Source organism: Comamonas sp. Z1 (assembly GCF_008121555.1).
GTDB lineage: Bacteria > Pseudomonadota > Gammaproteobacteria > Burkholderiales > Burkholderiaceae_C > Comamonas > Comamonas thiooxydans.
The window spans coordinates 228,348-252,974 of sequence record NZ_VOQT01000005.1 but is presented as its reverse complement, the minus strand read 5'-3'; the positions used below and the strand labels follow the sequence as shown (position 1 = coordinate 252,974).

Below are 24,627 nucleotides of genomic sequence, written 5' to 3'. Positions count from 1 at the left end.
CAAGCCAATCCGACCTAGACCCCAAGCTCAATTTTTATAACGGAGACATGTCATGAGCAACCAAAACCAAGCCTTTATCTGCGACGCCATCCGCACCCCCTTCGGTCGCTACGGCGGCGCGCTGTCCAGCGTGCGCACCGATGATCTGGGCGCACTGCCCATCAAGGCGCTGATGCAGCGCAACCCCGACGTGGACTGGACCGCCGTGGCCGATGTGCTCTATGGCTGCGCCAACCAGGCTGGCGAGGACAACCGCAACGTGGCCCGCATGTCGGCGCTGCTGGCCGGCCTGCCCATCGACGTGCCCGGAGCCACCATCAACCGCCTGTGCGGCTCGGGCCTTGACGCTGTCGGCACCGCCGCGCGTGCCATCAAGTCCGGCGAAGCCCGCCTGATGATTGCCGGCGGCGTGGAAAGCATGAGCCGCGCCCCCTTCGTCATGCCCAAGGCCGAGTCCGCCTTCAGCCGCAGCAATGCTGTCTACGACACCACCATCGGCTGGCGCTTTGTCAACAAGCTGATGAAAGCCCAGTTCGGCGTGGACTCCATGCCCGAGACCGCCGAAAACGTGGCCGACGATTTCGGGATCGAACGCGAAGCCCAGGACCGCATGGCCCTGGCCAGCCAGGAAAAGGCAGCGGCCGCAATTGCCGCCGGCCATCTGGCGCGCGAGATCGTGCCCGTGTCCATCGCCCAGAAAAAGGGCGACCCCATTGTCGTGAGCCAGGACGAACACCCCCGAGCCACCACCATCGAGGCACTGGCCAAGCTCAAGGGCGTGGTACGCCCTGACGGCACGGTCACGGCCGGCAACGCCAGCGGCGTCAACGACGGTGCCTGCGCACTGCTGCTGGCCAACGAGGAGGCAGCCAAACAGTACGGCCTGGTGCCGCGCGCCCGTGTGGTCGGCATGGCCGTGGCCGGTGTCGCGCCGCGCATCATGGGCTTCGGCCCCGCTCCCGCCGTGCGCAAGGTGCTGGCCCAGACAGGACTGACTCTTGAGCAAATGGACGTCATCGAGCTCAACGAAGCCTTTGCTGCACAGGGCCTGGCCGTGCTGCGCGACCTGGGCATTGCCGACGACGACCGCCGTGTCAACCAGTGGGGCGGCGCCATCGCCCTGGGTCACCCCCTGGGCGCATCGGGCGCCCGCCTGGCCACCACGGCCGTGAACCAGTTGCATGCCTTTGGCGGGCGCTATGCGCTGTGCACCATGTGCATCGGCGTGGGCCAGGGCATTGCCGTGGTGCTCGAACGCGTCTGATTCCGACTGCGGCAGGGCCGGATCAGTCCGGCCTGCTGCCGCCCCCTGCCTCTTACACCCAAACAACGACCGCTGGCGTGCACCTTCTCTCGCAGGTGTGCCACCGCGGCAGCCCGCGCCCCGGCCACTGGCCGGCGGTGTCTTGCCTTTTTCCGGAGACCTCAATGTCCAATTCCCTTTCCCTGTCTCGCCGCCGCAGCCTGCAGACCCTGGCAGCAACCGCCCTGTTCGCTCTGGGCGCTGCTCCCGCCATGGCCCAGACGCCCTATCCCAGCAAGCCCATCACCATGATCGTGCCCTTCTCGGCCGGCGGTACGACCGACATCCTGGCGCGCGTGGTGGGCCAGGCCCTGAGCACCGAACTGGGCCAGAGCATCATCATCGACAACCGCCCCGGCGCGGGCGGCAATATCGGCGGCCAGGCCGCGGCCCGCGCAGCCGGTGACGGCTACACCCTGTTCATGGGGACGGTGGGCACGCACGCCATCAACGAAGCCCTGTACAAAAAGATGCCCTTCGACCCGGTCAAGGACTTCGCTCCGCTGACCCGCGTCGCCAATGTGCCCAATCTGCTGGTGGCCCACCCCAGCCAGCCCTTCAAGACGGTCAAGGAAATGATGGCCTACGCCAAGGCCAATCCCGGCAAGCTGAATTTCGGCTCCTCGGGCTCGGGCAGCTCCATCCACCTGTCTGGCGAGCTGTTCAAGTCCATGACCCATCTGGACATGGTGCATGTGCCCTACAAGGGCAGCGCGCCGGCCATCACCGATCTGCTGGGCAACCAGATCGCCATCATGTTCGACAACATGCCCTCGGCCATCCAGCATGTGCGCTCGGGCAAGCTGCGCCCCATCGCCGTGACCACGGCCAAGCGCTCGCCCGAACTGCCCGATGTGCCCACCGTGGCCGAAGCCGGCGTGCCCGGCTATGAAGCCACTTCCTGGTTCGGTCTCTTCGTACCTGTCAAGACACCGGCCGACATCCAGCAAAAGCTGCATGCCGCCATTGCCAAGGTGCTCAAGGATCCCGCCGTGATCAAGAAGATCAACGACCAGGGCGGCGAAGTCGTGATCGACACCCAGGACGGCTTTGCCAAGTTCATCGATGCCGAAGCCAAGAAGTGGGGCAAGGTCGTCAAGGACTCCGGCGCCAGCGTTTGAGATCAGACACCCCCCCTGAGCCGCTGCGCGGCTTCCCCCTCTCCTTCGGGAGGGGGACGACAGCCTCGCTGCGGGACGGCCCTTGCTCGCTGTCCCTAGCTTGATCCACGCCAGTTTCATGCGCTGCTACGCGCTCTACTTCACTCATCGTCTGCGAGTCTGTATGACCACCTCCCTGCTCTCCACTGCCAGCGGTGATTTCCGCATTGATCTGCAAGGCCCTGCCGACGCCCCCGTGCTGGTGCTGTCCAACTCCCTGGGCACCACGCTGGAGATGTGGGATGCACAGGTAGCTGCCCTGCGCAGCGAATTTCGCGTGCTTCGCTACGACACGCGCGGCCATGGCGCCAGCGTCTGCAACGACGGCCCCTACAGCTTTGACCAGTTGGGCCGCGATGTGCTGGCCATCCTCGACGCGCTGCAGGTACAGCAGGCGCATTTCTGCGGCATCTCCATGGGCGGCCTGACCGGCCTGTGGCTGGGTGTCAATGCCGGCCAGCGCCTGCGCAGTCTCACCGTGACCAACAGCGCCGCCAGAATCGGCGTGGAGTCGGCCTGGCTGGAGCGTGCCGCCCAGGTGCGCGCCAACGGCGCAGCCGGCATGCAGGCCTTGGCCGAATCGTCGCCGGGCCGCTGGTTCACGCCCGGTTTTGCAGCTGCCCAGCCGGCCGTGGTGCAACGCGCCCAGGCCTGGATCGCCAGCATCGCCCCCGAAGGCTATGCCAGCTGCTGTGAAGCACTGGCCCGCGAGGACCTGCGCGCAGCGATTGCCGCCATCGCCACGCCCACGCTGCTGGTGGCCGGCGCGCATGACCCCGTGACCACGGTGGCCGATGCCCAGGCCATGCAGGCCGCCATCGCCGGCTCGCAGCTGGTCGAGCTGCAGGCCTCGCACCTGTCCAATCTGGAGGCGCCCGAGGCCTTCGAACAAGCCCTGGCCGGCTTTGCACGCCAGCACTGACCGACGCCGCGACGACCGGCTGCCCTTCTGTGGCAGCGGCCGCCACGGCCTGTGACACGGAGACCGCCATGCCCACACTCTCCCGCCGCTGGAGACACCGCCCCGAAGGCTCGACCTGGGGCGATTTCGGTGAAGACGACCAGCTCGGCCGCCTGAACCTGCTGACCCCCGAAAAAGTCCGCCAAGGCGTGGCCGAAGTGCAGACCGGCCAGCGCTTTGCGCTGAGCCTGCCGCTGGACTACCCGGGCGGCAGCGCCCTCAATCCCAACCGCAAGCCCCCGGTGCTGCGTCCGCTGCAGCGCAAGGGCCGCGTCAATTTCAACTGCCTGCTGCAGGAGCTGGAGCCAGGCCGCACCGATGTGCTCTCGGACGATATGGTCATCCTGTCGCTGCAGTACTCCACGCAGTGGGACGGCCTGGCCCATGTGGGCGCCCTGTTCGATGCCAACGGCGACGGTCTGCCCGAGCCGCTGTACTACAACGGCTTTGCTGCGGGTATCGACATCGTGGGCCCCGCCGAACTGAGCGGCACCGGCATTCCCGCGCACCTGGACGACAACGCCAGCACCAGCTGTGCCAAGGCCCTGGGCATTGAAGGCATGGCCCGCAACGGGGTGCAGGGCCGCGGGGTGATGGTGGACCTGCGCGCCCACTTCGGCGACGCCCGCACCGTGGTCGGCTACGAGCAGCTGATGCAGGCCATCGCCGCCGACGGCGTGCAGATCGAGCCCGGCGACATGCTGTGCCTGCACACAGGCTTTGCCCAGCGGGTGCTGGACATGCACAAAAACCCCGACCCCGAGGTGCTGGAACACGCCTGCGCCGTGCTCGACGGGCGCGATGCGCGCCTGCTGCAGTGGATCACCGACAGCCAGATCGCCGTCATCGCCACCGACAACTACGCGGTCGAGGCCTTCCCCGCGCGCCCCGGCGCTGCCTGCTGCGCGGCCCTGCCGCTGCACGAGCATTGCCTGTTCAAGCTGGGCGTACACCTGGGCGAATTGTGGCACCTGACGCCGCTGGCGCACTGGCTGCGCGAGCGCGGCCGCCACCGCTTCCTGCTCACGGCACCGCCGCTGAACCTGCCGGGCGCCATCGCCTCGCCGGTCACGCCCGTCGCCACGGTCTGAGCCCAACACCGGAGCCTTTATGCCCTTCATCATCGAAACCTTCGACAAGCCCGGTCACCAGGCCGTGCGCCAGGCCCATCGCCCCGCGCACCTGGGCTTTCTGGACACCCACAAGCACCTGCTGCTGGCCTGCGGCGCCAAGCTGGCCGACGACGGCAGCGACCTCGGTGGCGGCCTGTACGTGGTGGAACTGGACACGCGCGAAGCAGCCCAGTCCTTCATAGAGTCCGACCCCTTCTTCGCTGCCGGCCTGTTCGAGCGCGTGTCCATCACCCGCTGGCGCAAAGCCTATGTGGCCGGCGCCAGCCACCTGCCTGCGGCGGCCTAGCGCAAGTCCGCCAGCCCAGCCCTTTCCTCGCATTCCGTCCGAAAGTATTGCCATGTCTTCCCAGAACGCTTCCCTTCCGCTCCGCCCCCGTGTACTGATCACCGGCGGCGGAGCCGGCATCGGCGCCGCCGCTGCACAGCGCTGCCGCGCCGACGGCTACGAACCCATCATCATCGACCGTGTGGTCGACCATGTGCCCGGCGGCATCCAGGCCGACCTCAGCAATACCGAGGACACGGCGCGCGCCCTGCGTCAGGCTCTGGAAGGCGGCCCCATCACACGCCTGGTCAACAACGTTGGCGTGGTCGTGCCCAATGACGCCGCGTCCCAGACCCTGGCCGAGTTCGACCTGGCCGTCTCGCTGAACCTGCGCTGCGCCTTCCAGTGCATGCAGGCTCTGCTGCCCGGCATGAAGGAGGCGGGCTTCGGGCGCATCGTCAACATGTCCTCGCGCGCCGCGCTGGGCAAGGACTTGCGCACCGCCTACGCTGCCACCAAGGCTGGCCTGATCGGCATGACGCGCGTCTGGGCGCTGGAGCTGGGACAGTGGGGCATCACGGCCAACGCCATAGGCCCCGGCCCCATCCGCACCGAGCTGTTCGACAAGGCCAACCCGCCCGATGCACCGCGCACGCAGAAGATCATCCAGTCCGTCCCCGTCAAGCGGGTGGGCACTCCCGAGGATGTGGCCCATGCCGTGTCCTACATGCTCGACGAGCGCAGTGGCTTTGTGACCGGACAGGTGCTCTATGTCTGCGGCGGGATGACCGTCGGCGTGGCGTCCGTATGAACGCCTCCTGAGCCGCGCTGCGGCTTGCCTGCATGCACGGCGCCCTCTCTCGATGCGCGGGAGGGGACGACGCCCACGCTGCGGGACGGCCCTGGCTCGGCGTCTCTGACGCGAGCCCTGCCAGCCACTTCCGCAAAGCCACGTTCCAGCCCTGCGCCCCCGCGGCGCAGGCGCCTTCTTCTCCCCATAAATCATTCCAACCCCGGAGACCGGCACCCATGTCGAAAATCACCGCCTTCTTCACCGAGCTGATGCGCAAGTATCTGCCCGACCCCTTCGTCTTTGCCATCTTGCTGACCCTGTTGACCATGGTCCTGGCCTTTGCCGTGGAAAGCCGGCCCGTCAACCTCGTGGTCGAGGACTGGGGCAAGGGCTTCTGGAGCCTGCTGGCCTTCACCACCCAGATGGCCGTGATCCTGGTCATGGGCTATGTGCTGGCGGCCGCGCCCCTGGTCAACCGTTTCCTGGACCGCATCGCCAGCCACGTGCACACACCACGCCAGGCCATCATCGTGGCCACCATCGTGGGCTGCGTGGGCAGCTACCTGAACTGGGGCTTCGGCCTGGTGATCGGCGGCATCATGGCGCGCAAGCTGGCGCTCAAGGTCAAGGGCGTTCACTATCCGCTGATCATCGCCTCGGCCTATACCGGCTTCACCATGTACAGCCTGGGCTTCTCGGCCACGATTCCGGTGCTGATCTCGACCAAGGGCCACACCTTCGAGAGCAGCATGGGCCTGATCCCTCTGACGCAGACCATCTTCTCCGCCCCCATGCTGCTGACCAGTCTGGCCGTGCTCATTGCCCTGCCGCTGCTCAATGCCGCCATGCACCCCAAGGCCGGCGAGAAGATCGTGGAGCTGGACCCCGCCGTGGCCGCCGAAGAAGGCAAGAGCGCAGCGGGTCACGACCTGCTGGGCGACCAGAAGACCCTGGCCTACCGCCTGAACAACAGCCGCGTGCTCAATCTGCTGATCGGCCTGTGCGGCATGGCCTATGTGGTGCTGCATTTCGTCAAGGGCGGCAACCTCGACCTGAACATGATCAACTTCTTCATCCTGTTCCTGGGCGTGCTGCTCCTCAAGACGCCCATGCTCTATGTGGAAAAGGTCAATGAGGGCGTCAAGACCATCGGCGGCATCATCCTGCAGTTCCCCTTCTACGCGGGCATCATGGCCATCATGCATGGCTCTGGCCTGGTGGAGTCCATCGCCCACATCTTCGTGAGCATCGCCAGCGAGCACACGCTGCCGCTGTGGGGCCTGGTCAGCTCCTTCGTGATCAACTTCTTCGCGCCCTCGGGCGGCGGCCACTGGGTGCTGCAGGGCCCGTTCATGATTGACGCGGCCAAGACTCTGGGGGCCTCGCAGGCCCAGACCGCCATGTCGGTGATGCTGGGCAATGGCTGGAACGACCTGGTCCAGCCATTCTGGATCCTGCCGGCCCTGGCGCTGTCCAAGCTCAAGCTCAAGGACATCATGGGCTATACCGTGGTTTCCATGATGCTGGTCGGCGTCATCTACGCGACCACCATGCTGATCTGGCCTCATCTGTAACAGAGCGCCAGCGTACTTTTTCCGTTCACTTCCTCACCTAGGAGAACCCCATGCTGTACATGGTCGAAATGATTGTCCAGATCCCCCACTCGCTGGACCCCGCACTGGTCGCGCAGATCAAGCAGGACGAGAAGGAATACTCGCAAAAGCTGCAGCGCGAAGGCAAGTGGCGCCATATCTGGCGCGTGGTGGGCGAATACGCCAACGTCAGCATCTTCGACGTCCAGAGCAATGACGAACTGCACAGCCTGCTCAGCGGCCTGCCGCTGTTCCCCTATATGCAGATCAAGGTAAAGCCCCTGGCCAACCACCCCTCCTCCATCGTGCAGGAGTAAGCACGACAACGGCGGGCAAGCGCCCGCCCGCAACAAAGCCCATGCAGGTTTTGCCCGCATGGGCTTTTTTGATAGCTGTTACCGTCTATTCACAAAGGATTTCAATATGTTTTGCATCTAAAATCATTATCAATCAAGCGATAGAAGCTCCTATAAAAAGAGCAAAAAAGAGCACTCGCGCCTTCGCTGCTGCCCGCCCCAGGCCGCGTCTTTGCGGGCTTTCAGGTATAGCGTTTGGCGCGCAGATTGTTCTTCATCTGCTCCAGCGCCGGCTGCAGCGCAGGCCCGATGCGCAGTGCTACGCAGGTCGCCAGCACGTCGATGATGAGCAGGTGCAGCAACCGCGAGACCATGGGACTGTAGCGGTCGTAGCCTTCGGGGTGATCGGCAGCCAGATGCACCTGGCAAGCGGAGGCAAGAGGCGAGCCGCTGGCCGTGATGGCGATGGTGGTGGCCCCGTTCTTGCGAGCGATATCCGCCGCATCCATCAGATCTCGCGTGCGCCCGGAGTTCGAGATGATGACCACGCAGTCGCCCGGACCCAGCAAGGTCGCGCTCATGACCTGCATATGACCATCGCTGGTGGCCAGACTGGTCACACCGAGGCGGAAAAACTTGTGCTGGGCATCCAGCGCCACGATGCCCGAGTTCCCGGCGCCGTAAAACTCGATACGCTTGCCGGTCTGCCAGGTCGCGGCAATCGCCTGTGCAGCCTGCTCTATGGCCGCCGTGCTGGCCGCATTGCGGTACTGCAGAAAAGCGGCAACCGCGTTGTCCACCACCTTGACCATGACATCGCTGGTCTTGTCATCGCTGTCCACACTGCGATGGATGAAGGGCACGCCTTCGCTGACGCTGCCCGCGAGCTTGAGCTTGAAGTCCGCCAGGCCGTCATAGCCCATGCTGCGGCAAAAGCGCACCACCGTGGGTTTGCTGACATGTGCCCGCACTGCCAGCTCTCGCACCGGCAGATGCGCGAAGGCCCGCGGATCGGCCAGTACCAGGCGTGCAACACGCTGCTCTGCAGGCGCCAGGGACGGAAGGGAGGCAGTAATCCGATCAAGCATATTGGCGCAGATGAGGTGGAGGCAATGAATGAGTGCAGAAAAAAGCGAGCATAAGACCGAAGCGCCTCATGCCTCGCAAAATGGCAGCAAAACTTGAATATTTCCGCAAATAAATAGGCGAGCGCGCATATTCAGCAGGGTTTGCCTTGATGCATCCTCAAACGGAGTATCTGCAAGCTCATTCTCAATCAGGGATTCACGCTCTACACTTGCTGGTTAGTTTGAAACACAGCAAAGGATGGACATGAATCAGTTGGAGGCGCTCAAGCAATTCACGACCGTGGTCGCGGACACCGGTGATTTTCATCAACTGGCGCAGTTTCAACCGCAAGATGCCACCACCAATCCATCCCTGATTCTCAAAGCGGTTCAAAAGACCGAATATGCACCGCTGATGCGCGCCACCGTGGCGCAATTCAAAGACCGGGGGCTGGACGAAATCATGGACCGGACGCTGGTGCGCTTCGGCTGCGAAATTCTGAACACCATACCCGGCCGTGTTTCCACCGAAGTCGATGCCCGCCTGTCTTTCGACACCGTGGCCACGGTCACGCGCGCCGAGCGACTGATCGAGCTGTATCAGGCCGCAGGCATCCACACCGAGCGTGTGCTCATCAAGATCGCCGCCACCTGGGAAGGGATTGAAGCGGCCCGCATTCTCGAGCAGCGCGGCATTCACACCAATCTGACGCTGCTGTTCTCCTTCTGCCAGGCCGTTGCCTGCGGCCAGGCCAAGGTCCAACTGATCTCGCCCTTTGTGGGCCGCATCTACGACTGGTACAAAAAGCAGGCCGGCGTGCAGTGGGATGAAGCCACCATGGCCGGCGCCAATGATCCGGGCGTGCGCTCCGTACAGAAGATCTACGACTATTACAAGCACTTCGATGTTTCCACCGAGGTCATGGGTGCAAGCTTTCGTAATACCGGCCAGATTCTGGCTCTGGCGGGCTGCGATCTGCTTACCATTGCACCTGAGCTGCTGGCCCAGCTCCGCGCACAGCAGGACGACGCCATGCCTTTGACTCGCGCCCTGGACCCGGACAAGGCCAGAGCCCAGCCGCAGGAACGCGTTCTGTATGACCAGGCCTCGTTTCGCTTTGCGCTGAACGAAGATGCCATGGCCACCGAAAAGCTGGCCGAGGGCATTCGCGCTTTCACCGCGGACACCCTGAAGCTGGAAGCATTGATGCAGCAAGCGGCTGCAGATTGACGGAAATTTCCTTTGACGCCTCTTTGTCACGAACTGCCTGCCTGGCAGGCTTTGCAAACCCATTACCGGTCGCAGATCCAGCATCTGGATTTGCGCCAGGCTTTTGCACAAGACCCGCAACGTCTTGACGCCCTGAGCATGCAGGCGCCGCATGTCTTCGCCGATCTGTCGAAGAACCTCTGGACTGGCGAGACCCAGGCCTTGCTGAGGCAGCTTGCAACCGAGAGCCAGCTCTCGAGCAAGCGCGACGCCATGCTGGCCGGCGCAGCCATCAATACCAGCGAGCAGCGCAGCGCGATGCACTGGCTGCTGCGCACTCCTGCAGACGGCGGGCAGCTCGCCCAGTCACCCGTGCTTCGGTCCTGGCCCCAGGACATGCATTCGGCGCTGCGTGAGGTTCACGACACACTGGATCGAATGCTCGCCCTGGCCGATCAGATCAGGGGCAGCCAACAGATCACCGATATCGTCAATATCGGCATCGGCGGCTCGCACCTGGGTCCGGAAGTCGTGGTCAATGCCCTTGAGGACTGGATAGACCAGGACAAGAACTTTCACTTTGTCTCCAATGTGGACGGCCACGAACTGGGACATGTGCTGCGCCGGGTCAAACCGGAAAGCACGCTGTTTCTAATTGCCTCGAAATCCTTCACCACGGCCGAGACCATGCTGAATGCTCGCTCGGCCAGGCAGTGGTTTCTCGATCATGGCGGCAGCGAAGATCCGCAGGCCCCATGCTCGATCGACCGACACTTCGTGGCCCTCACCACCAATACACAGGCGGCTGCAGAGTTCGGCATACAGCGCACGCTGGGTTTCTGGGATTGGGTAGGCGGACGCTTTTCGCTGTGGTCCGCCATCGGCTTGCCTATCGCCATCGCCATAGGCTCGGCGCAATTCTGGGCGCTACTGGGCGGCGCGCACGCGATGGACGCCCACTTTTTCACAGCCCCTCTGGAGAGCAATCTCCCGGTGCGCCTGGGACTACTGGACATCTGGTATCGCAATTTCTGCCAGTTTTCCAGCCGCTGCATTGCACCTTACAGCCATGGACTGCGCCGCCTGACGGCCTATCTGCAGCAACTGGAGATGGAGAGCAATGGCAAAAGCATCAACAAGAATGGCGTTCGGCTCACAGCTCCCACGGCACCGGTGATCTGGGGCGAGCCCGGCACCAATGGGCAGCATGCTTTTTTCCAGATGCTGCACCAGGGGCAGGATGTCATACCGGTCGAATTCATTGCCCTGCGCGACGGGGGCAAATACCTGGGCGAGCACCATCAAAGCCTGGTAGTCAACGCGATTGCCCAGGCCCAGGCGCTGATGGTGGGGCGCTGCGGCGAAGGTCTGGAAAAAGACTGCCCCGGCAATCGCCCCAGCAGTTTCTTGATGCTTGAAAGACTGGATCCAGCCTCTCTGGGCGCCTTGATTGCGCTGTATGAACATCGCATTTTTGTCTCTGGCGCCATCTGGGACATCAACAGCTTCGACCAGTGGGGTGTGGAACTGGGCAAGAAGCTGGCAAAGCAGCTTCATGCCCGCCAGAACCACAATGACTGGGAAGGAGTGGACGCGTCAACGCAGGAGCTGATGAAGCGCCTGATGGAGAGTCACTGAGCATCACAAGCAGCGGGCCCGGCAGAGCTCATGCTTCAAGCCTGCTCAGGCCGCGCTGGTTTGCTGCAAATGGGGATAGCGCACGCCAGCCAGGCCTTCCAGTCCAAACTCAGCGAGCAGCTGACGCAGGCGTTGCGCCGCACTGCGCTTTTTCTGTCCCGTATAACGGGCCACAATCAATTCGTTTTTCATGCTGTGCTCCCAGCCCACCAGCTCGGTGACCGTGACCTGGTAGCCGCAAGCCTCCAGATACAGACAGCGCAGCACATTGGTAATCTGACTGCCCATCTCGCGAGTGTGGATCGGGTGACGCCACAACTCGGCCAGCGGAGTGCGCGCCAGGCTCATGGCCTTGGTCTGGCGCAGACATGCAGCCACCTCGGCCTGGCAGCAAGGCACCAGCACCATGGCCTTGGCCTGCTTTTCCAGCCCGAAGGCGATCGCATCATCGGTCGCCGTATCGCAGGCGTGCAAGGCCGTGACCACGTCAAACTGCGAAGGCATGAAGTCTGCTCGCGTGGACTCGGCCACCGACATATTGAGAAACTCCATGCGCTCGAAGCCAAGTTCAGTCGCCAGCTTCTGGGATGCCTCGACCAAAGGCGCACGCGTCTCGATACCGAAAATCCGACCCTGAGCCAAGGCCTTGAAATACAGGTCGTAAAGAATGAACCCCAGATAGGACTTGCCCGCACCATGGTCAGCCAATGTCACGGCATGCCCATCCGTGGACAGCTCGGCAAGCAAAGGCTCGATGAACTGATAGAGGTGATAGACCTGCTTGAGCTTGCGGCGCGAATCCTGATTGAGCTTTCCCTCTCGCGTCAGAATATGCAGGGCCTTGAGCAACTCAAGGCTCTGGCCGGGCTTGAGCCCCAGTTGCTCGGCGATATCAATTGCCCCTGCTTTGGCGGGCTTTTGCAGGCTCTGCTTTTTATCGGTCTTGCCCATCACTTCTCTGCCTTCGTCTGACCATGGCCGGTCACGGGGCAGCGAGCCCCGACATCCAGGTCCAGCCAGCCTTCGATGCCGATCTTTTCCAGCGTTTCCATATTGCGCTCGTATATCGTTTCGGCTTCCGGAAACACCTCCACAGCCTTGTCGATGCTGTCTTCGCGCAACAAGTGCAATATGGGATAGGGAGCACGATTGGTGCAGTTGGTAACGTCGTCCACATCCGTGCCCTCAAACTGAAATTGAGGATGGAACGAGGCCACCTGCAAGATGCCGCCCAGATCCAGCTCCTCGATCATGGCATCCGCCACTTCAAGAAAGTCATTGAAGTCCAGAAAATCCTGCAGGGCATGGGGCAGTATCAGCAGTGTGGTGTCGCGTTTTTCTGCGTTGGCTTCGGCCAGGGCCTCAAGCTCGCGATGCAGAGCCTCGGCAACAGCCTCCGCATCGGTCGCATCGCTGACGGCGTAGTGGATCTGAGCCTTGACATGCACGCCTTTGGCGAAAGGGCATAGGTTGAGACCTATCACGGCCTTTTCCAGCCAGCGCACGGTATCCGCAATCACAAGCTCCGGCGGGAAAGCCTGATCGGCGATGGTTGAAGTTTCGGTCATGACAGGGCCCTCCAAAATGCAAACGGGGGCCATCGCCCCCAAAGAATGCGCACTGGGCGGGAAATATTCCGGCTCTAGATACACAGAACCGCTATTTTAGCGATCCGGCCTGTGCCATGCTCGCCACTGGCAGCAAGACCGTTGAGGAGCTTCCTTCAGGCCTCGCCCAGCAGCCTAAGCCCGGTGATGCGCTCATGCTCGCGCGCTGCATAACGATCCGTCATACCCGCAATAAAGTCTGCCACCACTCGCGCACGTTCATGCAGGGTAGTGACGATATGGGCACGCTGAACAAAGCGCGGCTTCATGCGTTCAGGCTCCACCATATAAGCAGCAAACAGCTCTTTCACAACTTGCTGGGCACTGTTCATGGTCTGCATGACTTGAGGATGCCGATAGAGCTGCCTGAACAAGAACTGCTTTAGCACCAGAGACTGCGCTTTCATCTCTTCGCTGAAACCGATCAGCGTCCGGCCGTGCTGACGAACCTCCTGCACCGAGCGCACAGCCGCCTGCTCAATACCGGCCTGTGAGTGATGGATGACGTCATAGACCTGGTCACTGAGCATGCGGCGAATGCTCTCATAGAGCAGCTTGCGCTGAGCATCCGGCAGAGCCAGATCGGGCCAATCCGCCAATGTCGAGGCGTAGTAGCGGGCAAACAAAGGCACTGCTTCACGCAGCTGGGCCATGGTGATCAGACCCGATCGAACGCCGTCGTCCACATCGTGGGCGTTATAGGCAATCGCATCCGCCAGATTGCATAGCTGTGCCTCCAGAGAAGGCTGAGTGCCATCCAGAAAACGCTGAGCCACGCCGCCGGGCTCACGTGCATTCAGCAATTGCGCATTGCTGAGCGAGCAATGCTTGAGAATTCCCTCGCGCGTTTCAAAAGTCAGGTTCAGACCGTCAAAGGCGGGATAACGCTCCTCCAACCTGTCCACTACACGCAGACTTTGCAGATTGTGCTCAAAACCGCCATGGGGCTTCATGCACTCATTGAGCGCGTCTTGCCCCGCATGTCCAAAAGGTGTGTGCCCCAGATCATGCGCCAGACAGATGGCTTCAACCAGGTCTTCATCCAGCCGCAAAGAACGCGCGATGGAGCGCCCCAGTTGTGCCACTTCCAGAGAATGCGTGAGCCGGGTTCGGAACAGATCGCCCTCATGGTTCACAAAGACCTGGGTCTTGTAAACCAGTCGCCTGAAGGCCGAGGAGTGAACAATGCGATCCCGATCGCGCTGAAAGTCGCTGCGCGTGGGAGCCGGGGGCTCAGCAAAGCGACGCCCGCGGCTTTGCTGGGGATGGCAGGCGTAGGAAGCCAGAGCGGTCATGCAAATCGCCTCAACAACTCGATGCAATGACTCTAACAGCTATGGGCTCGCTTCCCCCAGGGTCTGCTCACATAGCGCCATCCATCAAGCGCAGCAACTCTCGATCACTTCACGCACCAGAGCGTCAGGTGCCGACCTCATCACCGCCTTGCCGGGACCATCGATCAGCACAAAGCGGATTTCACCGGCTTCGGATTTCTTGTCGACCCGCATCAGCTCCAGATAGCGACCAGCATTGTCCTGGACATCGATGACCGCTGCGCGCACCGGCAAGCCCGCTCGCTCAATCAGCTTGCGCAGACGCGAGACAAAGCTCGCCTCCACCAGGCCAAGACGTTGGGACAGCTCCGCCGCCATCACCATGCCTGCCGCCACACCTTCACCGTGCAGCCAGTTGCCGTAGCCCATGCCGGCCTCGATCGCATGACCGAAGGTATGACCAAAATTGAGAATCGCGCGCAGACCTGCTTCCTTCTCGTCCTGCCCCACGACCCAGGCCTTGATCTCCACACTACGCTTGACGGCATGGACAAGCATGTCGCGATCGCGGCGCAGCAGGCCATCCATGTTCTGCTCAAGCCAGTCGAAGAACTGCATATCGGCAATAGGGCCGTATTTGATGATTTCCCCCAGACCTGCGCTCAACTCGCGCTCGGGCAGGGTATCCAGCGTAGCAAGATCGCAGAGCACCAGCTGCGGCTGGTAGAAGGCCCCAATCATGTTCTTGCCCAGCGGGTGGTTGATGGCAGTCTTGCCCCCCACCGAAGAATCGACCTGGGACAGCAGCGTGGTCGGCACCTGCACAAAAGGCACGCCACGCATATAGCTGGCGGCAGCAAAGCCCGTCATATCCCCCACAACACCGCCACCCAGTGCAAACAGCACCGTCTTGCGGTCACAACCATGCTGCAGCAGGGCATCAAAAATCAGGTTCAGAGTCTGCCAGTCTTTATGCGCTTCGCCATCGGGCAACACCACCTCGTGAACCTGAGCGTATTGGCCGCTCAAGGCCTGCTTGAGCGTAGACAGATAAAGCGGGGCCACGACATCATTCGTCACGACCAGAGCCGCCGCCGCCTTGGGCAATGCCTGCCAAGTGGAGCTCTGGGCTAGCAAGCCCTCTGCAATCACGATGGGATAGCTGCGCTCTCCCAGATCAATATGCACCGTTTCCACGTTCAACCTCTCTCAAAATACATAGCAGGAACCACACGCAGTGTATTGACCAACAAGCTTTTCAGCGCAATCCGGAATGCTGACCGAGTTCAATCTGCATGGCAACTCGCTGAGCCACCTGCGTGGCGGACAGGCCGCTGCCCGCCACCACAAAATCTGCAACCTCCTTGTAGAGCGGATCTCTGATGGCATGCAAATCCAGCAAGCGCTGCAAAGGATTGTCCACTTGCAGCAAGGGACGCTGAGTATCCCGCTGCAGGCGCTTGGCAATCTCATGCGGTGATGCACTCAGATAGACCACCTGTGCATGCTCGGCCAGCTCTTGCCGGTTTTCAGCCTTCAGCACGGCACCGCCACCTGTGGCAACCACCGTTTTCTCAGGTCGCGCCAGCAGCGCTGCCAGCACCTCTTGCTCTACATCCCTGAATCTGGACTCGCCTTCCTTGGCAAAAAAATCGCGAATCGTGCAGCCGATATGCTCTTCGATGGCCACATCCACATCCACAAAAGGCATAGACCAACGCTTGGCCAAATAGCGTCCGATGGTGGATTTGCCAGAGCCTGGCAAACCCACAAGGGCAATATGAAATTTCTTTAGAACAGTCATCGCGTTACCGTCATCCGCCAATCTGGCCAGCCCATGATTCTCGCAGCCCGCAGATATTACAAATGAAAAGGCCCGCATCAACTCGTGCGGGCCCTATGTAAAAACTGATAACAGTTATTTGCTGGTGCTGCGCGCCTGGCTCAGCATCTTGGGAGTGATGAAAACCAGCATTTCACGCTTGCTCGAAGCCTTGGTGTTGCTACGGAACAAATGCCCCAACACAGGCAGATCTCCGAACAGCGGTACCTTGTTGAGCTGGTTGGTTTCCTCCAGTTCAAAGATACCGCCAATCACGACCGTGCCGCCATTCTCGACCAGCACCTGGGTCTTGACATGTTTGGTATCAATGGCGACGCCCTGAGTCGTGGTCTCACCGCGACTGTCCTTGTTCACATCCAGATCCAGAATGATGTCGCCTTCAGGGGTAATTTGCGGAGTCACTTCCAGCTTCAGCACGGCCTTCTTGAACGAGATGGTCGTGGCGCCATTCGGCGCAGTCACGGAGTATGGGTATTCCGTGCCTTGCTCGATCAATGCCTTGTTCTGGTCTGCCGTCACCAGACGGGGGTTGGAGATGATCTTGCCGTCGCCTTCTGCTTCCAAAGCGGACAGCTCCAGGGACAGGAAACGTGTCATCGAGCTATTGAAGACAGAGAATGCGACCTGACCCACAGTGTTGATTCCCGAAACACTGGCGGGCAAATTGACAAAATTGCCACTGGGGAACTTGGAGCTTGATCCCGAGCTGCTATCAGGCAGGAACTGAGACGATGTCATGGAGGCATTGCTGCCAACAGCCCCTCCGCCAAACTTCACACCCAGCGAACGGCCAAAGGTATCGCGTGCCTCCACAATGCGGGCCTCGATCATGACCTGGCGCACCGGCACATCCAGCGTTGCCAGCAAAGCCTTCATTTCTTCCAGCTTGGTCGGCGTATCCGTCACAAACAGCTGATTGGTGCGTGGCTCGGAAATGGCGGAGCCTCTCGACGACAGAAAGCGCGTGCTGGACCCTGTACCGCCTGCACCGCCGCCGCCTGTCGAAGTCGTGATCTGCTGCAGAATGTCCGCCGCCTTCGCATAGTTGAGCTGGAAGCCTTGCGTGCGCAAAGGCTCCAGCTTCTGGATTTCCATGGCCGCTTCGTAGTCACGCTTGGTCCGCGCGTCAATCTCGTCCTTGGGAGCGATCCAGAGCACGGAGCCGGACTTGCGCATGCCCAGCCCCTTGGCATCCATGATGATCTGAAGAGCCTGGTCCCAAGGCACATCCTTCAGACGCAGAGTCAAGGCACCTGTCACCGTATCCGAGGTGACGATATTGAAGTTGGTGAAGTCCGCGATGACCTGCAGCAAAGAGCGCACTTCAATATTCTGGAAATTGAGCGACAGCTTTTCGCCGCTGTAGCCCGGGCCTTGCGTCAACTTGCTGGTGTCGACCTTTTTCTGGCGCACTTCCACCACGAACTGATTGTCGCTCTGGTATGCGCTGTGCTCCCAGTCACCCACAGGGTCAATGCGCATCCGAACACGATCGCCTTGCTGAGTGGTCGAGATCGTTTGCACAGGCGTACCGAAATCTCCCACATCGAGCTTCTTGCGCAAATTTTCAGGCAGGGCTGTACGCAGGAAGTCCACCGTCAGGCCCTTGCCCTCCTGCCTCAGATCCACCCCCACTTGGCTGCTGCCAAGGCTGACTACAACCCGGCCGGAGCCATCGCTACCACGGCGAAAGTCGATACCGCGAATCGGAGCTGCATCAGAGGCTGCCGTCTTGTTCTCGAACACCGGAGCCATGACAGGAGCCGCAGCTGCAGCGGTTGTCGCGGCACCTGCGGGATCGAGCAAGATCAGCAAAGATTTGCCCTGGCGCTGCAAGCGATAGGTCGTAGCCGTCTTCAGATTCAATACCAGGCGTGAGCGACCCGATGCTTCCACCAGATTTGCCGAGCGCAGATTGCCCTGATTGAATTCAAGCAACGACTTGCCCGAGCCATTGCTCACACCCGGAAAATCCAGAGCGATACGCGCCGGAGACTGAACCACGAATCCGGTCGGGTCTGCAGCCAGCGGTTCGGACAGCTCGACACGGACGACCTCGGAGCCTGACTGCAAAGCGCCTGTAACAGCCTCAATACGGGCTTGCGCCCAAGCTGCCGAAGAAAGCAAAAGGCCGCTCAGGGTCAGACCCCAACGGGCCTTCGCCATAGTGCTGCGATTAATACCCATCATTTGCCGACCTCCTGCAACTCCAAAGTGCTTGTTCTTTCAATCCAGTCACCACCGCCATCCTGGACAATTTCTCTTAGCTGGATGGAGTTTTCCGTAATCTTGGTGATCTTTCCGTAGTTCTGCCCCAGATAGTTGCCGACACGTACCTGATAGAGCAGGCCGCCGACTTTGACCAAGGCCGTGGGCACGTTCTTTTTGTCGAGACTGCCCACCATGGTCATGGTGTCCAGCGGCTCGGCCTCCAGCGGCTCCTTGCGGCGACTCAGCTCTGGCGTGAGCAACGCCGTGCTGATGTTGGATTGTGCAGACTCCTTGCGCAGCACCTGGATCAGCTTGAGCGGATTAAAGGGATCCATGCCATCAGCCCCTGTATAGGCCTGGGGCTTGAAAGGCTTGGGCTCCTCCAGAGGAGTCACGCGAGGCTTGGCATTGGCACGCTCCTGGGCCATCCACTCACGCAGTTGCTCCTCCTCGGAGGAGGTGCAGCCCGCCAGCAAAGCACTGCTCATCAGGACCAGCCAGACAGGGCTCAAGAATGCTCTGCTCATTTCTTCCCCTTGGCCGCGTCACGCTGCGCCTTGACTTCGTCCGCATCCAGATATCGGAAGGTCCGTGCCGTGGCATCCATGGACAGCACATCCGTGTCCTTGCCGCCCGGGGCGATGGACAGGTTGTTCAAGGTCACGATACGGGACAGGAAAGCGATATCCGAGGCAAAAGCACCGATGTCGTGATAGCGCCCCGTCACCTTCAGGGTGATTGGCAGCTCGGCGTAGTACTCCTTGGTCACCATGGCGCCAGGGCGGAATACTTCAAACTGCAGACTACGTCCCAAGCCGGCCTGGTTGATATCGGAAAGCAGAGCAGCCATCTCCGCCTTGCTGGGCAGTTGCTTTTCCAGCTGCGTCACATACTGCTGCACCTGCTCGCGCTGCTTCTTCAAGCCCTCCAGGCTCACTGCCTTGACCATTTTCTTGGAATAGTCTTCGCGCAGAGTCACCTCGGTCGCACGCTCGGCGTCGAGCTCTGCTTCGTAATCCTTCAGAACGACGAACCACAGCAAGGCAGCGACAGCGACTGCAACGGCCACATACAGCAGTGCCTTTGGCAAGGCTGGCCAGACCGAAGGGTCATTGGGATCCAGATTCCGGAATTGGCGCTGAATTCTCTCTTGCAGCGCAGCGAAGTCGATATCCAGAGATTTCTTCTTTTTTGCCATTACTGCGCCTTCACAGAAGAGCTTGCAGCAAGCAGATTTTTCTCCGCATCGCTAGCCCTGGTCAGATTGAAGCGCAATGTGAATGCAGCTGCACGGCGCTTATCCTTGGCAGTCACATCAACAGTCTTGGCCACAATTTCCATCAGCTCCGGCTTGGAGAACCAGGGCGAGCCATCCGTAAGATTGCGCAGCATCTCGGAAATACGCTCGTTCGACTGTGCAGTTCCCTGCATGGTCACCGACAGGCCTTCTTGCTTGATGCTGCTGATGTAGACACCGTCCGGCAGCTGCTTGACCAGCTCATTGAGCATGTATACCGGCAGATTGCGGTCGGACTGCAGATCCTCGACGGCCTTCTGGCGTGCCCGCAGAGCAGTAATTTCAGCCTCCAGGCCTTCGATTTCCTTGATCTGTGTCTCCAGGACCTTGATTTCGGAGCGCAGCAGATTGTTCTTGTTCTGCTGGCCCTCGATCATCATCTGGAAGTACCAGTAAATCAGTGCTGCGATCAGCAGTCCACCCAGTGCGCCCAGCACCATATTGACCTGAAACGCCTCTTTACGGCGTTTCTTGGCCGCCTCGCGGTGCGGTAAAAGGTTAATCAGTATCACTCTTGAAACCTCCGCATGGCCAAACCGCAAGAGGTCAGATAGGACGGCGCTTCACGCGCCATCTTCTTCAGACGCACGCCGCTGCCAATTTCCATGCCTTCAAAGGGATTGGCAAGACTGCAGGCACATCCCGTCTGCTGGCTGACGGCATCCACCAGCCCCGGCAAGGACGACGATCCACCTGCCAGCAAAACATGATCGACGCGGTTATAGGGAGTACTCGTGAAAAAGAACTGCAACGCTCGCGCCACTTCCTGGGTCAGGCTTTGCACAAAGGGCTTGAGCACACCAGCCGCGTAGTCGTCCGGCAATTCGCCGCTGCGCTTCTTGGCCTCCGCCTCTTCCGGAGAAAAACCGTACTGGCGTGCAATCAACTGGGTAAGCTGTGCGCCGCCAAAGGCCTGATCACGCTCATACAGCACCTCGTCATTGCGAAGCACCTGCATGCTGGTGGTCATTGCTCCCACCTCGAACAGCGCCACAACGGCGTCACGCCCGGCATTGGGCAAACGCGACACCAGACGCGTTGCCGCCATTCGGGCAGCGTAGGGCTCGATATCGATCACCATGGGCTTGAGACCGGCTGCCTCGGCCAGGCCCTGGCGGTCCTGCACTTTTTCCTTGCGCGATGCAGCGATCAGCACATCCACATCGCCAGGCGACACCAGCGACGGACCTATGACACAGAAATCCAGGCTCACCTCATCGAGCGAGAACGGAATGTATTGATTGGCTTCGGACTCGACCTGAACTTCCATTTCCAGCTCGGTCAAGCCGGCTGGCAAGGTGATCTTCTTGGTAATCACCGCAGCGGCAGGCAGTGCCATGGCCACTTGCTTTGTACGCGTTCCGCTTTTCTTGACCAGGCGGCGCACAGCCTCCGCCACCTCATCAAATTTCTCAATATTGCCGTCGGTGATCCAGCCTTTTTCAAGAGGCTCAATCGCACAACGCTCCAGTTGCCACTCGCCGGATTTGCTTTTGGCCAGCTCGACCAGCTTCACGCTGGAGGAGCTGACATCAATGCCAAGCAAAGGTGCAGGCTGACGGCTGAATAAAGAACTCAGAGCAATCAACATGCCCCCCCAGGTTTGTAAGAATGGAAACAAAAGCCAGCAATACCCCGGAATCCTAGCAGCAAGCTATAGCAGCACATGCTTTGCTGCAGCGCTTTTCACCGTATTTCGTGGTCAAAAAAAGACAAACTTGTGTAACGTCAAACCGCAAGAACCTCAGCCCTTGCGCATACTGGTGCTTACCCTGTGATTTAGGATTCAATCAAAGCGCGGCACCCACCCGGCCGCCACGATGCTTTTCCGGGCGGCATTTCTATAATGCCCTACCCCTTGCCAATACTGCGAAATGCCGCCATCAGAACATTCTGCTCACCAGGCACCTGCGCCTGGGTCTCAAACTTCCAAAAAACGCATGCACTGGCTGCCGCGTTCCATTTTCTGGCTGATCGGACTTGCCGTCGCCGCCGCCCTGGCCGTGTTGCTGGCCGTGGCCGTGGCGCTGGCCATGGCTTACCCCAATCTTCCAGACGTCTCCGAACTTGCAGACTACCGCCCCAAGCTACCGCTGCGGGTCTACTCCAGCGAAGGCGCTCTGCTGGGCGAATTTGGGGAGGAGCGTCGCACCCTGACGCCCATCAACGAGATCCCCAAGGTCATGACGGATGCCGTGCTGGCCATCGAAGACACCCGCTTCTTCGAGCATGGCGGCGTGGACTACAAGGGCATGCTGCGTGCTGCGCTGGCCAACCTGGGCAAGGTCAAGAGCCAGGGCGCCTCGACCATCACCATGCAGGTCGCACGCAATGTCTACCTCTCCTCCGAGAAGACCTATACCCGCAAGATCTACGAAATCCTGCTGACCTTCAAGCTTGAGCACTTGCTCACCAAGGAGCAGATCCTCGAGATCTACATGAACCAGATTTTCCTTGGCAACCGTGCCTATGGCTTTGCAGCAGCCTGTGAAGCCTATTTCGGCCATCCGCTCAAGGACATCACGGTGGCCGAAGCCGCCATGCTGGCAGGCCTGCCCAAGGCTCCATCGGCCTACAACCCGATCAGCAACCCCAAGCGCGCCCGCATCCGCCAGCTCTACATCATCGAGCGCATGGAGGAAAACGGCTTCATCACTGCAGATCAGGCCAAGCAGGCCCGCGAAGAGCCGCTCAAGCTGCGTACTGCCGCCAATTCGACCCGTGTACATGCAGAGTACGTGGCTGAAATGGCCCGTCAACTGATCTTTGCCCAATACGGCAGCGACGCCTATACCCGCGGCCTGAACGTCTACACCACTCTCAATGCTGGTGAACAAGAGGCTGCCTACAAGGCTTTGCGCGAAGGCATCATGAACTACGAACGCCGCCAGAAGTACCGCGGCCCCGAGAAGTTCATCACTCTGCCAGCCAACGCTCAGGAGCTGGAAGACGCCATCGACGATGCCCTGGCCAACCATCCCGACAACGGCGATGTGGTTGCGGCCGTGGTGCTGGAAGCCTCGCCGCGCAAGATTGTCGCGGCCCGTGCGGACGGTACCCATTTCGAGATCACGGGCGACAACCTCAAGCCCGCCGAATCCGGCCTCAGCCCCAAGGCACCGCCCAATATCAAGATCCGCCCCGGTGCCGTGATCCGCGCCATCAAGAACGCCAAGGGTGCCTGGGAAATCACCCAGCTACCCGAAGTCGAGGGTGCTTTTGTGGCCATGTCCACGCAAACCGGCGCCATCCGCGCGCTGATCGGTGGTTTCGACTTCGAAAAGAACAAGTTCAACCACGTGACCCAGGCCTGGCGCCAGCCCGGCTCCAGCTTCAAGCCCTTCATCTACTCGGCGGCGCTGGAGCACGGCTTCTCGCCTTCCACCATGATCAACGACGCACCGATCTTCTTCAGTGCAGCAACCACCGGTGGGCAGCCCTGGGAGCCCAAGAACTACGACGGCCGCTACGACGGCCCCATGACCATGCGTACGGGCTTGAACAAGTCCAAGAACATGATCTCCATCCGGTTGCTGCAGGCCATCGGTCCCAAGACTGGACAGGAATGGGCGACGCGCTTTGGCTTTGACGCCGCCAAGCAGCCCGCTTACCTGACCATGGCTTTGGGCGCCGGTTCCGTCACGCCGCTGCAGATGGCGGGAGCCTATTCGGTGTTTGCCAACGGCGGCCACCGCATCAACCCCTGGCTGATTGCCCGCGTGACAGACCACAAGGGTCGCATCCTCTCCGAGTTCACGCCGCCAGCGGTGAAGGAGCTGCCCCAGGCCATCCCCGAGCGCAATGCCTTCCTCACCGGTACCCTGCTCAATGATGTGGCACGCGTGGGCACGGCTGCACGTGCCCAGGCCACACTCAAGCGCCCCGACCTGTATGGCAAGACCGGCACCACCAATGACTCGGTGGACGCCTGGTTTGCCGGCTACCAGCCCAGCATTGCCGCAGTCTCCTGGATTGGCTACGACACTCCGCGCAACCTGGGTTCGCGCGAAACCGGTGGCGGCCTGAGCCTGCCCATCTGGATCAATTTCATGCAGCACGCACTCAAGGGTGTGCCGGTGGCCGAAGTGCAGACCCCGCCCGGCGTGGTCAATATGGGCGGCGACTGGTATTACGAAGAAAACGCCCGCAACGGCGGCGTCTCCAGCCTCGGTATGGAAGGCGCCTCCGATCCTGGCAACGCAGGCCCGGGTGCCACCCAGCCGCCTGCCGCAGAGGAGCGCAGCCGCATTCTGGACCTGTTCAGAAACTAAGCCCTCGCAAAGCAAAAAGCCTGCCTCTCGTCGAGGCAGGCTTTTTTTATTCCAGCGCCCTGAAGACTCAGGCCAGGGCCTTGAACTCCAGAGCCATGCCCGACTGCTCGCTTGCATATTGCGTCAGATTGGCAAAGAACTCGCCAGCACCCTTGGTGTCCAGCCAGACTTTCTTGTCCTCGTCAAAGCGATAGTGAAAGCCACCTGCCTTGGCCGCCAGCCAGATTTCATGCAGGGGTTTTTGCTGGTTGATGACAATCTGGCTGCGATTGGCAAACACCAAAGTCACCATGCCGCCCACACGCTGGGCATCAAGGTCGGCATCGGTTTCGTCATTGATGCGATCACAGCATTGCTCCACAGCCAGCAGAAGTTGGTCGGCGCGATCCAGATATTCAAGGTCAGTCATTACAATTTGCCCATGTTGAAAGCCAACCAAATTTTAGTCAGGAGCATTGCCCTTGCGGCTTGTGCGGCGTCCCTGGCAGCACTTTCCGCCTGCGGGCAAAAAGGCCCGCTCTATCTGCCTACAGATCCTGCGGCGCAGGGTCGCGCCACGCTGCCCGAAACGCTTGGCATTTCCCCCAAGCCTTCCAGCGCAGCAACACCCGCAACGAAAGCCACGCCGATAGAGGCTGAAGAGATTCCCCAGATCGATGCCAAGCCCTAAGGCTTGATGCACATCAACATGGCGCCCGGACTTACT

The 24,627-nt window shown here is 60.9% G+C and carries 24 protein-coding genes; 12 read left to right on the top strand and 12 right to left on the bottom strand.

Annotated features, from left to right (window positions below; genetic code table 11):
- The first annotated feature begins 52 nt into the window (after positions 1–52).
- The 8 genes from pcaF (at position 53) to catC (ending at position 7,524) form a co-directional block, all read left to right on the top strand.
- Entirely contained in the window at positions 53–1,264 is a 1,212-nt protein-coding gene (pcaF, locus tag FSY45_RS12060; protein WP_114862829.1) for a 3-oxoadipyl-CoA thiolase, read from the top strand.
- A 164-nt stretch (positions 1,265–1,428) separates the two neighbouring features.
- Entirely contained in the window at positions 1,429–2,424 is a 996-nt protein-coding gene (locus tag FSY45_RS12055) for a tripartite tricarboxylate transporter substrate binding protein (RefSeq protein ID WP_046461061.1), read from the top strand.
- Between the two features lie 163 nt (positions 2,425–2,587).
- Entirely contained in the window at positions 2,588–3,385 is a 798-nt protein-coding gene (gene pcaD, locus FSY45_RS12050) for a 3-oxoadipate enol-lactonase (RefSeq protein WP_046461060.1), read from the top strand.
- Positions 3,386–3,453: 68 nt separating this feature from the next.
- Positions 3,454–4,515: a cyclase family protein gene (locus tag FSY45_RS12045; RefSeq protein WP_046461126.1), complete on the top strand. Its 1,062-nt coding sequence runs from the start codon at positions 3,454–3,456 to the stop codon at positions 4,513–4,515.
- Positions 4,516–4,534: 19 nt separating this feature from the next.
- Entirely contained in the window at positions 4,535–4,843 is a 309-nt protein-coding gene (locus FSY45_RS12040; protein ID WP_003062026.1) for a YciI family protein, read from the top strand.
- A 52-nt stretch (positions 4,844–4,895) separates the two neighbouring features.
- On the top strand, positions 4,896–5,633 hold the full coding sequence (locus FSY45_RS12035; RefSeq protein ID WP_003062025.1) for an SDR family oxidoreductase: 738 nt from the start codon (positions 4,896–4,898) through the stop codon (positions 5,631–5,633).
- Between the two features lie 218 nt (positions 5,634–5,851).
- Positions 5,852–7,189, top strand: a complete 1,338-nt coding sequence (locus FSY45_RS12030) for a short-chain fatty acid transporter (RefSeq protein ID WP_003062023.1) — start codon at positions 5,852–5,854, stop codon at positions 7,187–7,189.
- A gap of 50 nt (positions 7,190–7,239) precedes the next feature.
- A complete protein-coding gene (gene catC, locus FSY45_RS12025; RefSeq protein ID WP_003062020.1) occupies positions 7,240–7,524 on the top strand; it encodes a muconolactone Delta-isomerase in 285 nt (94 codons plus the stop codon).
- A gap of 221 nt (positions 7,525–7,745) precedes the next feature.
- Here the strand turns inward: catC and FSY45_RS12020 are convergent, their stop codons facing one another.
- Entirely contained in the window at positions 7,746–8,591 is an 846-nt protein-coding gene (locus tag FSY45_RS12020; protein WP_003058703.1) for an SIS domain-containing protein, read from the bottom strand.
- 244 nt (positions 8,592–8,835) lie between these two features.
- Here FSY45_RS12020 and tal point away from each other — a divergent pair, with 244 nt between their 5' ends.
- The gene (gene tal, locus FSY45_RS12015) at positions 8,836–9,801 is read left to right on the top strand and encodes a transaldolase (protein WP_046461125.1); all 966 of its coding nucleotides are present in this window, start codon (positions 8,836–8,838) and stop codon (positions 9,799–9,801) included.
- 12 nt (positions 9,802–9,813) lie between these two features.
- Positions 9,814–11,418 carry a glucose-6-phosphate isomerase gene (gene pgi / locus FSY45_RS12010; RefSeq protein ID WP_046461059.1) on the top strand — a complete coding sequence of 535 codons (1,605 nt, stop codon included), beginning with the start codon at positions 9,814–9,816 and terminating at the stop codon, positions 11,416–11,418.
- Positions 11,419–11,463: 45 nt separating this feature from the next.
- On the opposite strand, the gene FSY45_RS12005 is transcribed toward pgi, so the two are convergent.
- The 10 genes from FSY45_RS12005 to FSY45_RS11960 all read right to left on the bottom strand — a co-directional run bounded on the left by FSY45_RS12005 (position 11,464) and on the right by FSY45_RS11960 (position 21,241).
- Positions 11,464–12,369, bottom strand: a complete 906-nt coding sequence (locus FSY45_RS12005; protein WP_046461058.1) for an SAM-dependent methyltransferase — start codon at positions 12,367–12,369, stop codon at positions 11,464–11,466.
- Positions 12,369–12,986: a DUF1415 domain-containing protein gene (locus FSY45_RS12000; RefSeq protein ID WP_003062011.1), complete on the bottom strand. Its 618-nt coding sequence runs from the start codon at positions 12,984–12,986 to the stop codon at positions 12,369–12,371. Before FSY45_RS12000 ends, FSY45_RS12005 begins: the two co-directional genes overlap by 1 nt.
- A gap of 155 nt (positions 12,987–13,141) precedes the next feature.
- Entirely contained in the window at positions 13,142–14,320 is a 1,179-nt protein-coding gene (locus FSY45_RS11995) for a deoxyguanosinetriphosphate triphosphohydrolase (protein ID WP_003062008.1), read from the bottom strand.
- 84 nt (positions 14,321–14,404) lie between these two features.
- Positions 14,405–15,502, bottom strand: a complete 1,098-nt coding sequence (gene aroB, locus FSY45_RS11990) for a 3-dehydroquinate synthase (protein WP_046461057.1) — start codon at positions 15,500–15,502, stop codon at positions 14,405–14,407.
- A gap of 55 nt (positions 15,503–15,557) precedes the next feature.
- On the bottom strand, positions 15,558–16,103 hold the full coding sequence (locus tag FSY45_RS11985) for a shikimate kinase (protein WP_039049583.1): 546 nt from the start codon (positions 16,101–16,103) through the stop codon (positions 15,558–15,560).
- A 114-nt stretch (positions 16,104–16,217) separates the two neighbouring features.
- A complete protein-coding gene (gene pilQ, locus FSY45_RS11980) occupies positions 16,218–18,332 on the bottom strand; it encodes a type IV pilus secretin PilQ (protein ID WP_003061998.1) in 2,115 nt (704 codons plus the stop codon).
- Positions 18,329–18,880, bottom strand: a complete 552-nt coding sequence (locus tag FSY45_RS11975) for a pilus assembly protein PilP (protein ID WP_034357416.1) — start codon at positions 18,878–18,880, stop codon at positions 18,329–18,331. The genes pilQ and FSY45_RS11975 overlap by 4 nt, the downstream gene beginning before the upstream one ends.
- On the bottom strand, positions 18,877–19,551 hold the full coding sequence (locus FSY45_RS11970) for a type 4a pilus biogenesis protein PilO (protein ID WP_003061994.1): 675 nt from the start codon (positions 19,549–19,551) through the stop codon (positions 18,877–18,879). Before FSY45_RS11970 ends, FSY45_RS11975 begins: the two co-directional genes overlap by 4 nt.
- Entirely contained in the window at positions 19,551–20,162 is a 612-nt protein-coding gene (locus FSY45_RS11965) for a PilN domain-containing protein (RefSeq protein WP_012837038.1), read from the bottom strand. Before FSY45_RS11965 ends, FSY45_RS11970 begins: the two co-directional genes overlap by 1 nt.
- Entirely contained in the window at positions 20,159–21,241 is a 1,083-nt protein-coding gene (locus tag FSY45_RS11960) for a pilus assembly protein PilM (protein WP_012837037.1), read from the bottom strand. Before FSY45_RS11960 ends, FSY45_RS11965 begins: the two co-directional genes overlap by 4 nt.
- Positions 21,242–21,590: 349 nt before the next feature.
- On the opposite strand from FSY45_RS11960, the gene FSY45_RS11955 reads away from it, so the two are divergent.
- Positions 21,591–23,921 (top strand): penicillin-binding protein 1A, encoded by a 2,331-nt coding sequence (locus FSY45_RS11955; RefSeq protein WP_046461056.1) that lies wholly within the window; start codon positions 21,591–21,593, stop codon positions 23,919–23,921.
- Between the two features lie 67 nt (positions 23,922–23,988).
- Here the strand turns inward: FSY45_RS11955 and cyaY are convergent, their stop codons facing one another.
- A complete protein-coding gene (gene cyaY, locus FSY45_RS11950; RefSeq protein WP_003061987.1) occupies positions 23,989–24,330 on the bottom strand; it encodes an iron donor protein CyaY in 342 nt (113 codons plus the stop codon).
- A gap of 12 nt (positions 24,331–24,342) precedes the next feature.
- Here cyaY and FSY45_RS11945 point away from each other — a divergent pair, with 12 nt between their 5' ends.
- Positions 24,343–24,591: a lipoprotein gene (locus tag FSY45_RS11945; RefSeq protein WP_034361327.1), complete on the top strand. Its 249-nt coding sequence runs from the start codon at positions 24,343–24,345 to the stop codon at positions 24,589–24,591.
- Positions 24,592–24,627: the final 36 nt, after the last annotated feature.

Excerpts from the sequence above, each read along its gene's own strand:
- pcaF (WP_114862829.1), top strand. The coding sequence starts at position 53 with ATGAGCAACCAAAACCAAGCCTTTATCTGCGACGCCATCCGCACCCCC.
- FSY45_RS12055 (WP_046461061.1), top strand. The coding sequence starts at position 1,429 with ATGTCCAATTCCCTTTCCCTGTCTCGCCGCCGCAGCCTGCAGACCCTG.
- pcaD (WP_046461060.1), top strand. The coding sequence starts at position 2,588 with ATGACCACCTCCCTGCTCTCCACTGCCAGCGGTGATTTCCGCATTGAT.
- FSY45_RS12045 (WP_046461126.1), top strand. The coding sequence starts at position 3,454 with ATGCCCACACTCTCCCGCCGCTGGAGACACCGCCCCGAAGGCTCGACC.
- FSY45_RS12040 (WP_003062026.1), top strand. The coding sequence starts at position 4,535 with ATGCCCTTCATCATCGAAACCTTCGACAAGCCCGGTCACCAGGCCGTG.
- FSY45_RS12035 (WP_003062025.1), top strand. The coding sequence starts at position 4,896 with ATGTCTTCCCAGAACGCTTCCCTTCCGCTCCGCCCCCGTGTACTGATC.
- FSY45_RS12030 (WP_003062023.1), top strand. The coding sequence starts at position 5,852 with ATGTCGAAAATCACCGCCTTCTTCACCGAGCTGATGCGCAAGTATCTG.
- catC (WP_003062020.1), top strand. The coding sequence starts at position 7,240 with ATGCTGTACATGGTCGAAATGATTGTCCAGATCCCCCACTCGCTGGAC.
- FSY45_RS12020 (WP_003058703.1), bottom strand. The coding sequence starts at position 8,591 with ATGCTTGATCGGATTACTGCCTCCCTTCCGTCCCTGGCGCCTGCAGAG.
- tal (WP_046461125.1), top strand. The coding sequence starts at position 8,836 with ATGAATCAGTTGGAGGCGCTCAAGCAATTCACGACCGTGGTCGCGGAC.
- FSY45_RS12005 (WP_046461058.1), bottom strand. The coding sequence starts at position 12,369 with ATGGGCAAGACCGATAAAAAGCAGAGCCTGCAAAAGCCCGCCAAAGCA.
- FSY45_RS12000 (WP_003062011.1), bottom strand. The coding sequence starts at position 12,986 with ATGACCGAAACTTCAACCATCGCCGATCAGGCTTTCCCGCCGGAGCTT.
- FSY45_RS11995 (WP_003062008.1), bottom strand. The coding sequence starts at position 14,320 with ATGACCGCTCTGGCTTCCTACGCCTGCCATCCCCAGCAAAGCCGCGGG.
- FSY45_RS11985 (WP_039049583.1), bottom strand. The coding sequence starts at position 16,103 with ATGACTGTTCTAAAGAAATTTCATATTGCCCTTGTGGGTTTGCCAGGC.
- pilQ (WP_003061998.1), bottom strand. The coding sequence starts at position 18,332 with ATGATGGGTATTAATCGCAGCACTATGGCGAAGGCCCGTTGGGGTCTG.
- FSY45_RS11975 (WP_034357416.1), bottom strand. The coding sequence starts at position 18,880 with ATGAGCAGAGCATTCTTGAGCCCTGTCTGGCTGGTCCTGATGAGCAGT.
- FSY45_RS11970 (WP_003061994.1), bottom strand. The coding sequence starts at position 19,551 with ATGGCAAAAAAGAAGAAATCTCTGGATATCGACTTCGCTGCGCTGCAA.
- FSY45_RS11960 (WP_012837037.1), bottom strand. The coding sequence starts at position 21,241 with ATGTTGATTGCTCTGAGTTCTTTATTCAGCCGTCAGCCTGCACCTTTG.
- FSY45_RS11955 (WP_046461056.1), top strand. The coding sequence starts at position 21,591 with ATGCACTGGCTGCCGCGTTCCATTTTCTGGCTGATCGGACTTGCCGTC.
- cyaY (WP_003061987.1), bottom strand. The coding sequence starts at position 24,330 with ATGACTGACCTTGAATATCTGGATCGCGCCGACCAACTTCTGCTGGCT.
- FSY45_RS11945 (WP_034361327.1), top strand. The coding sequence starts at position 24,343 with ATGTTGAAAGCCAACCAAATTTTAGTCAGGAGCATTGCCCTTGCGGCT.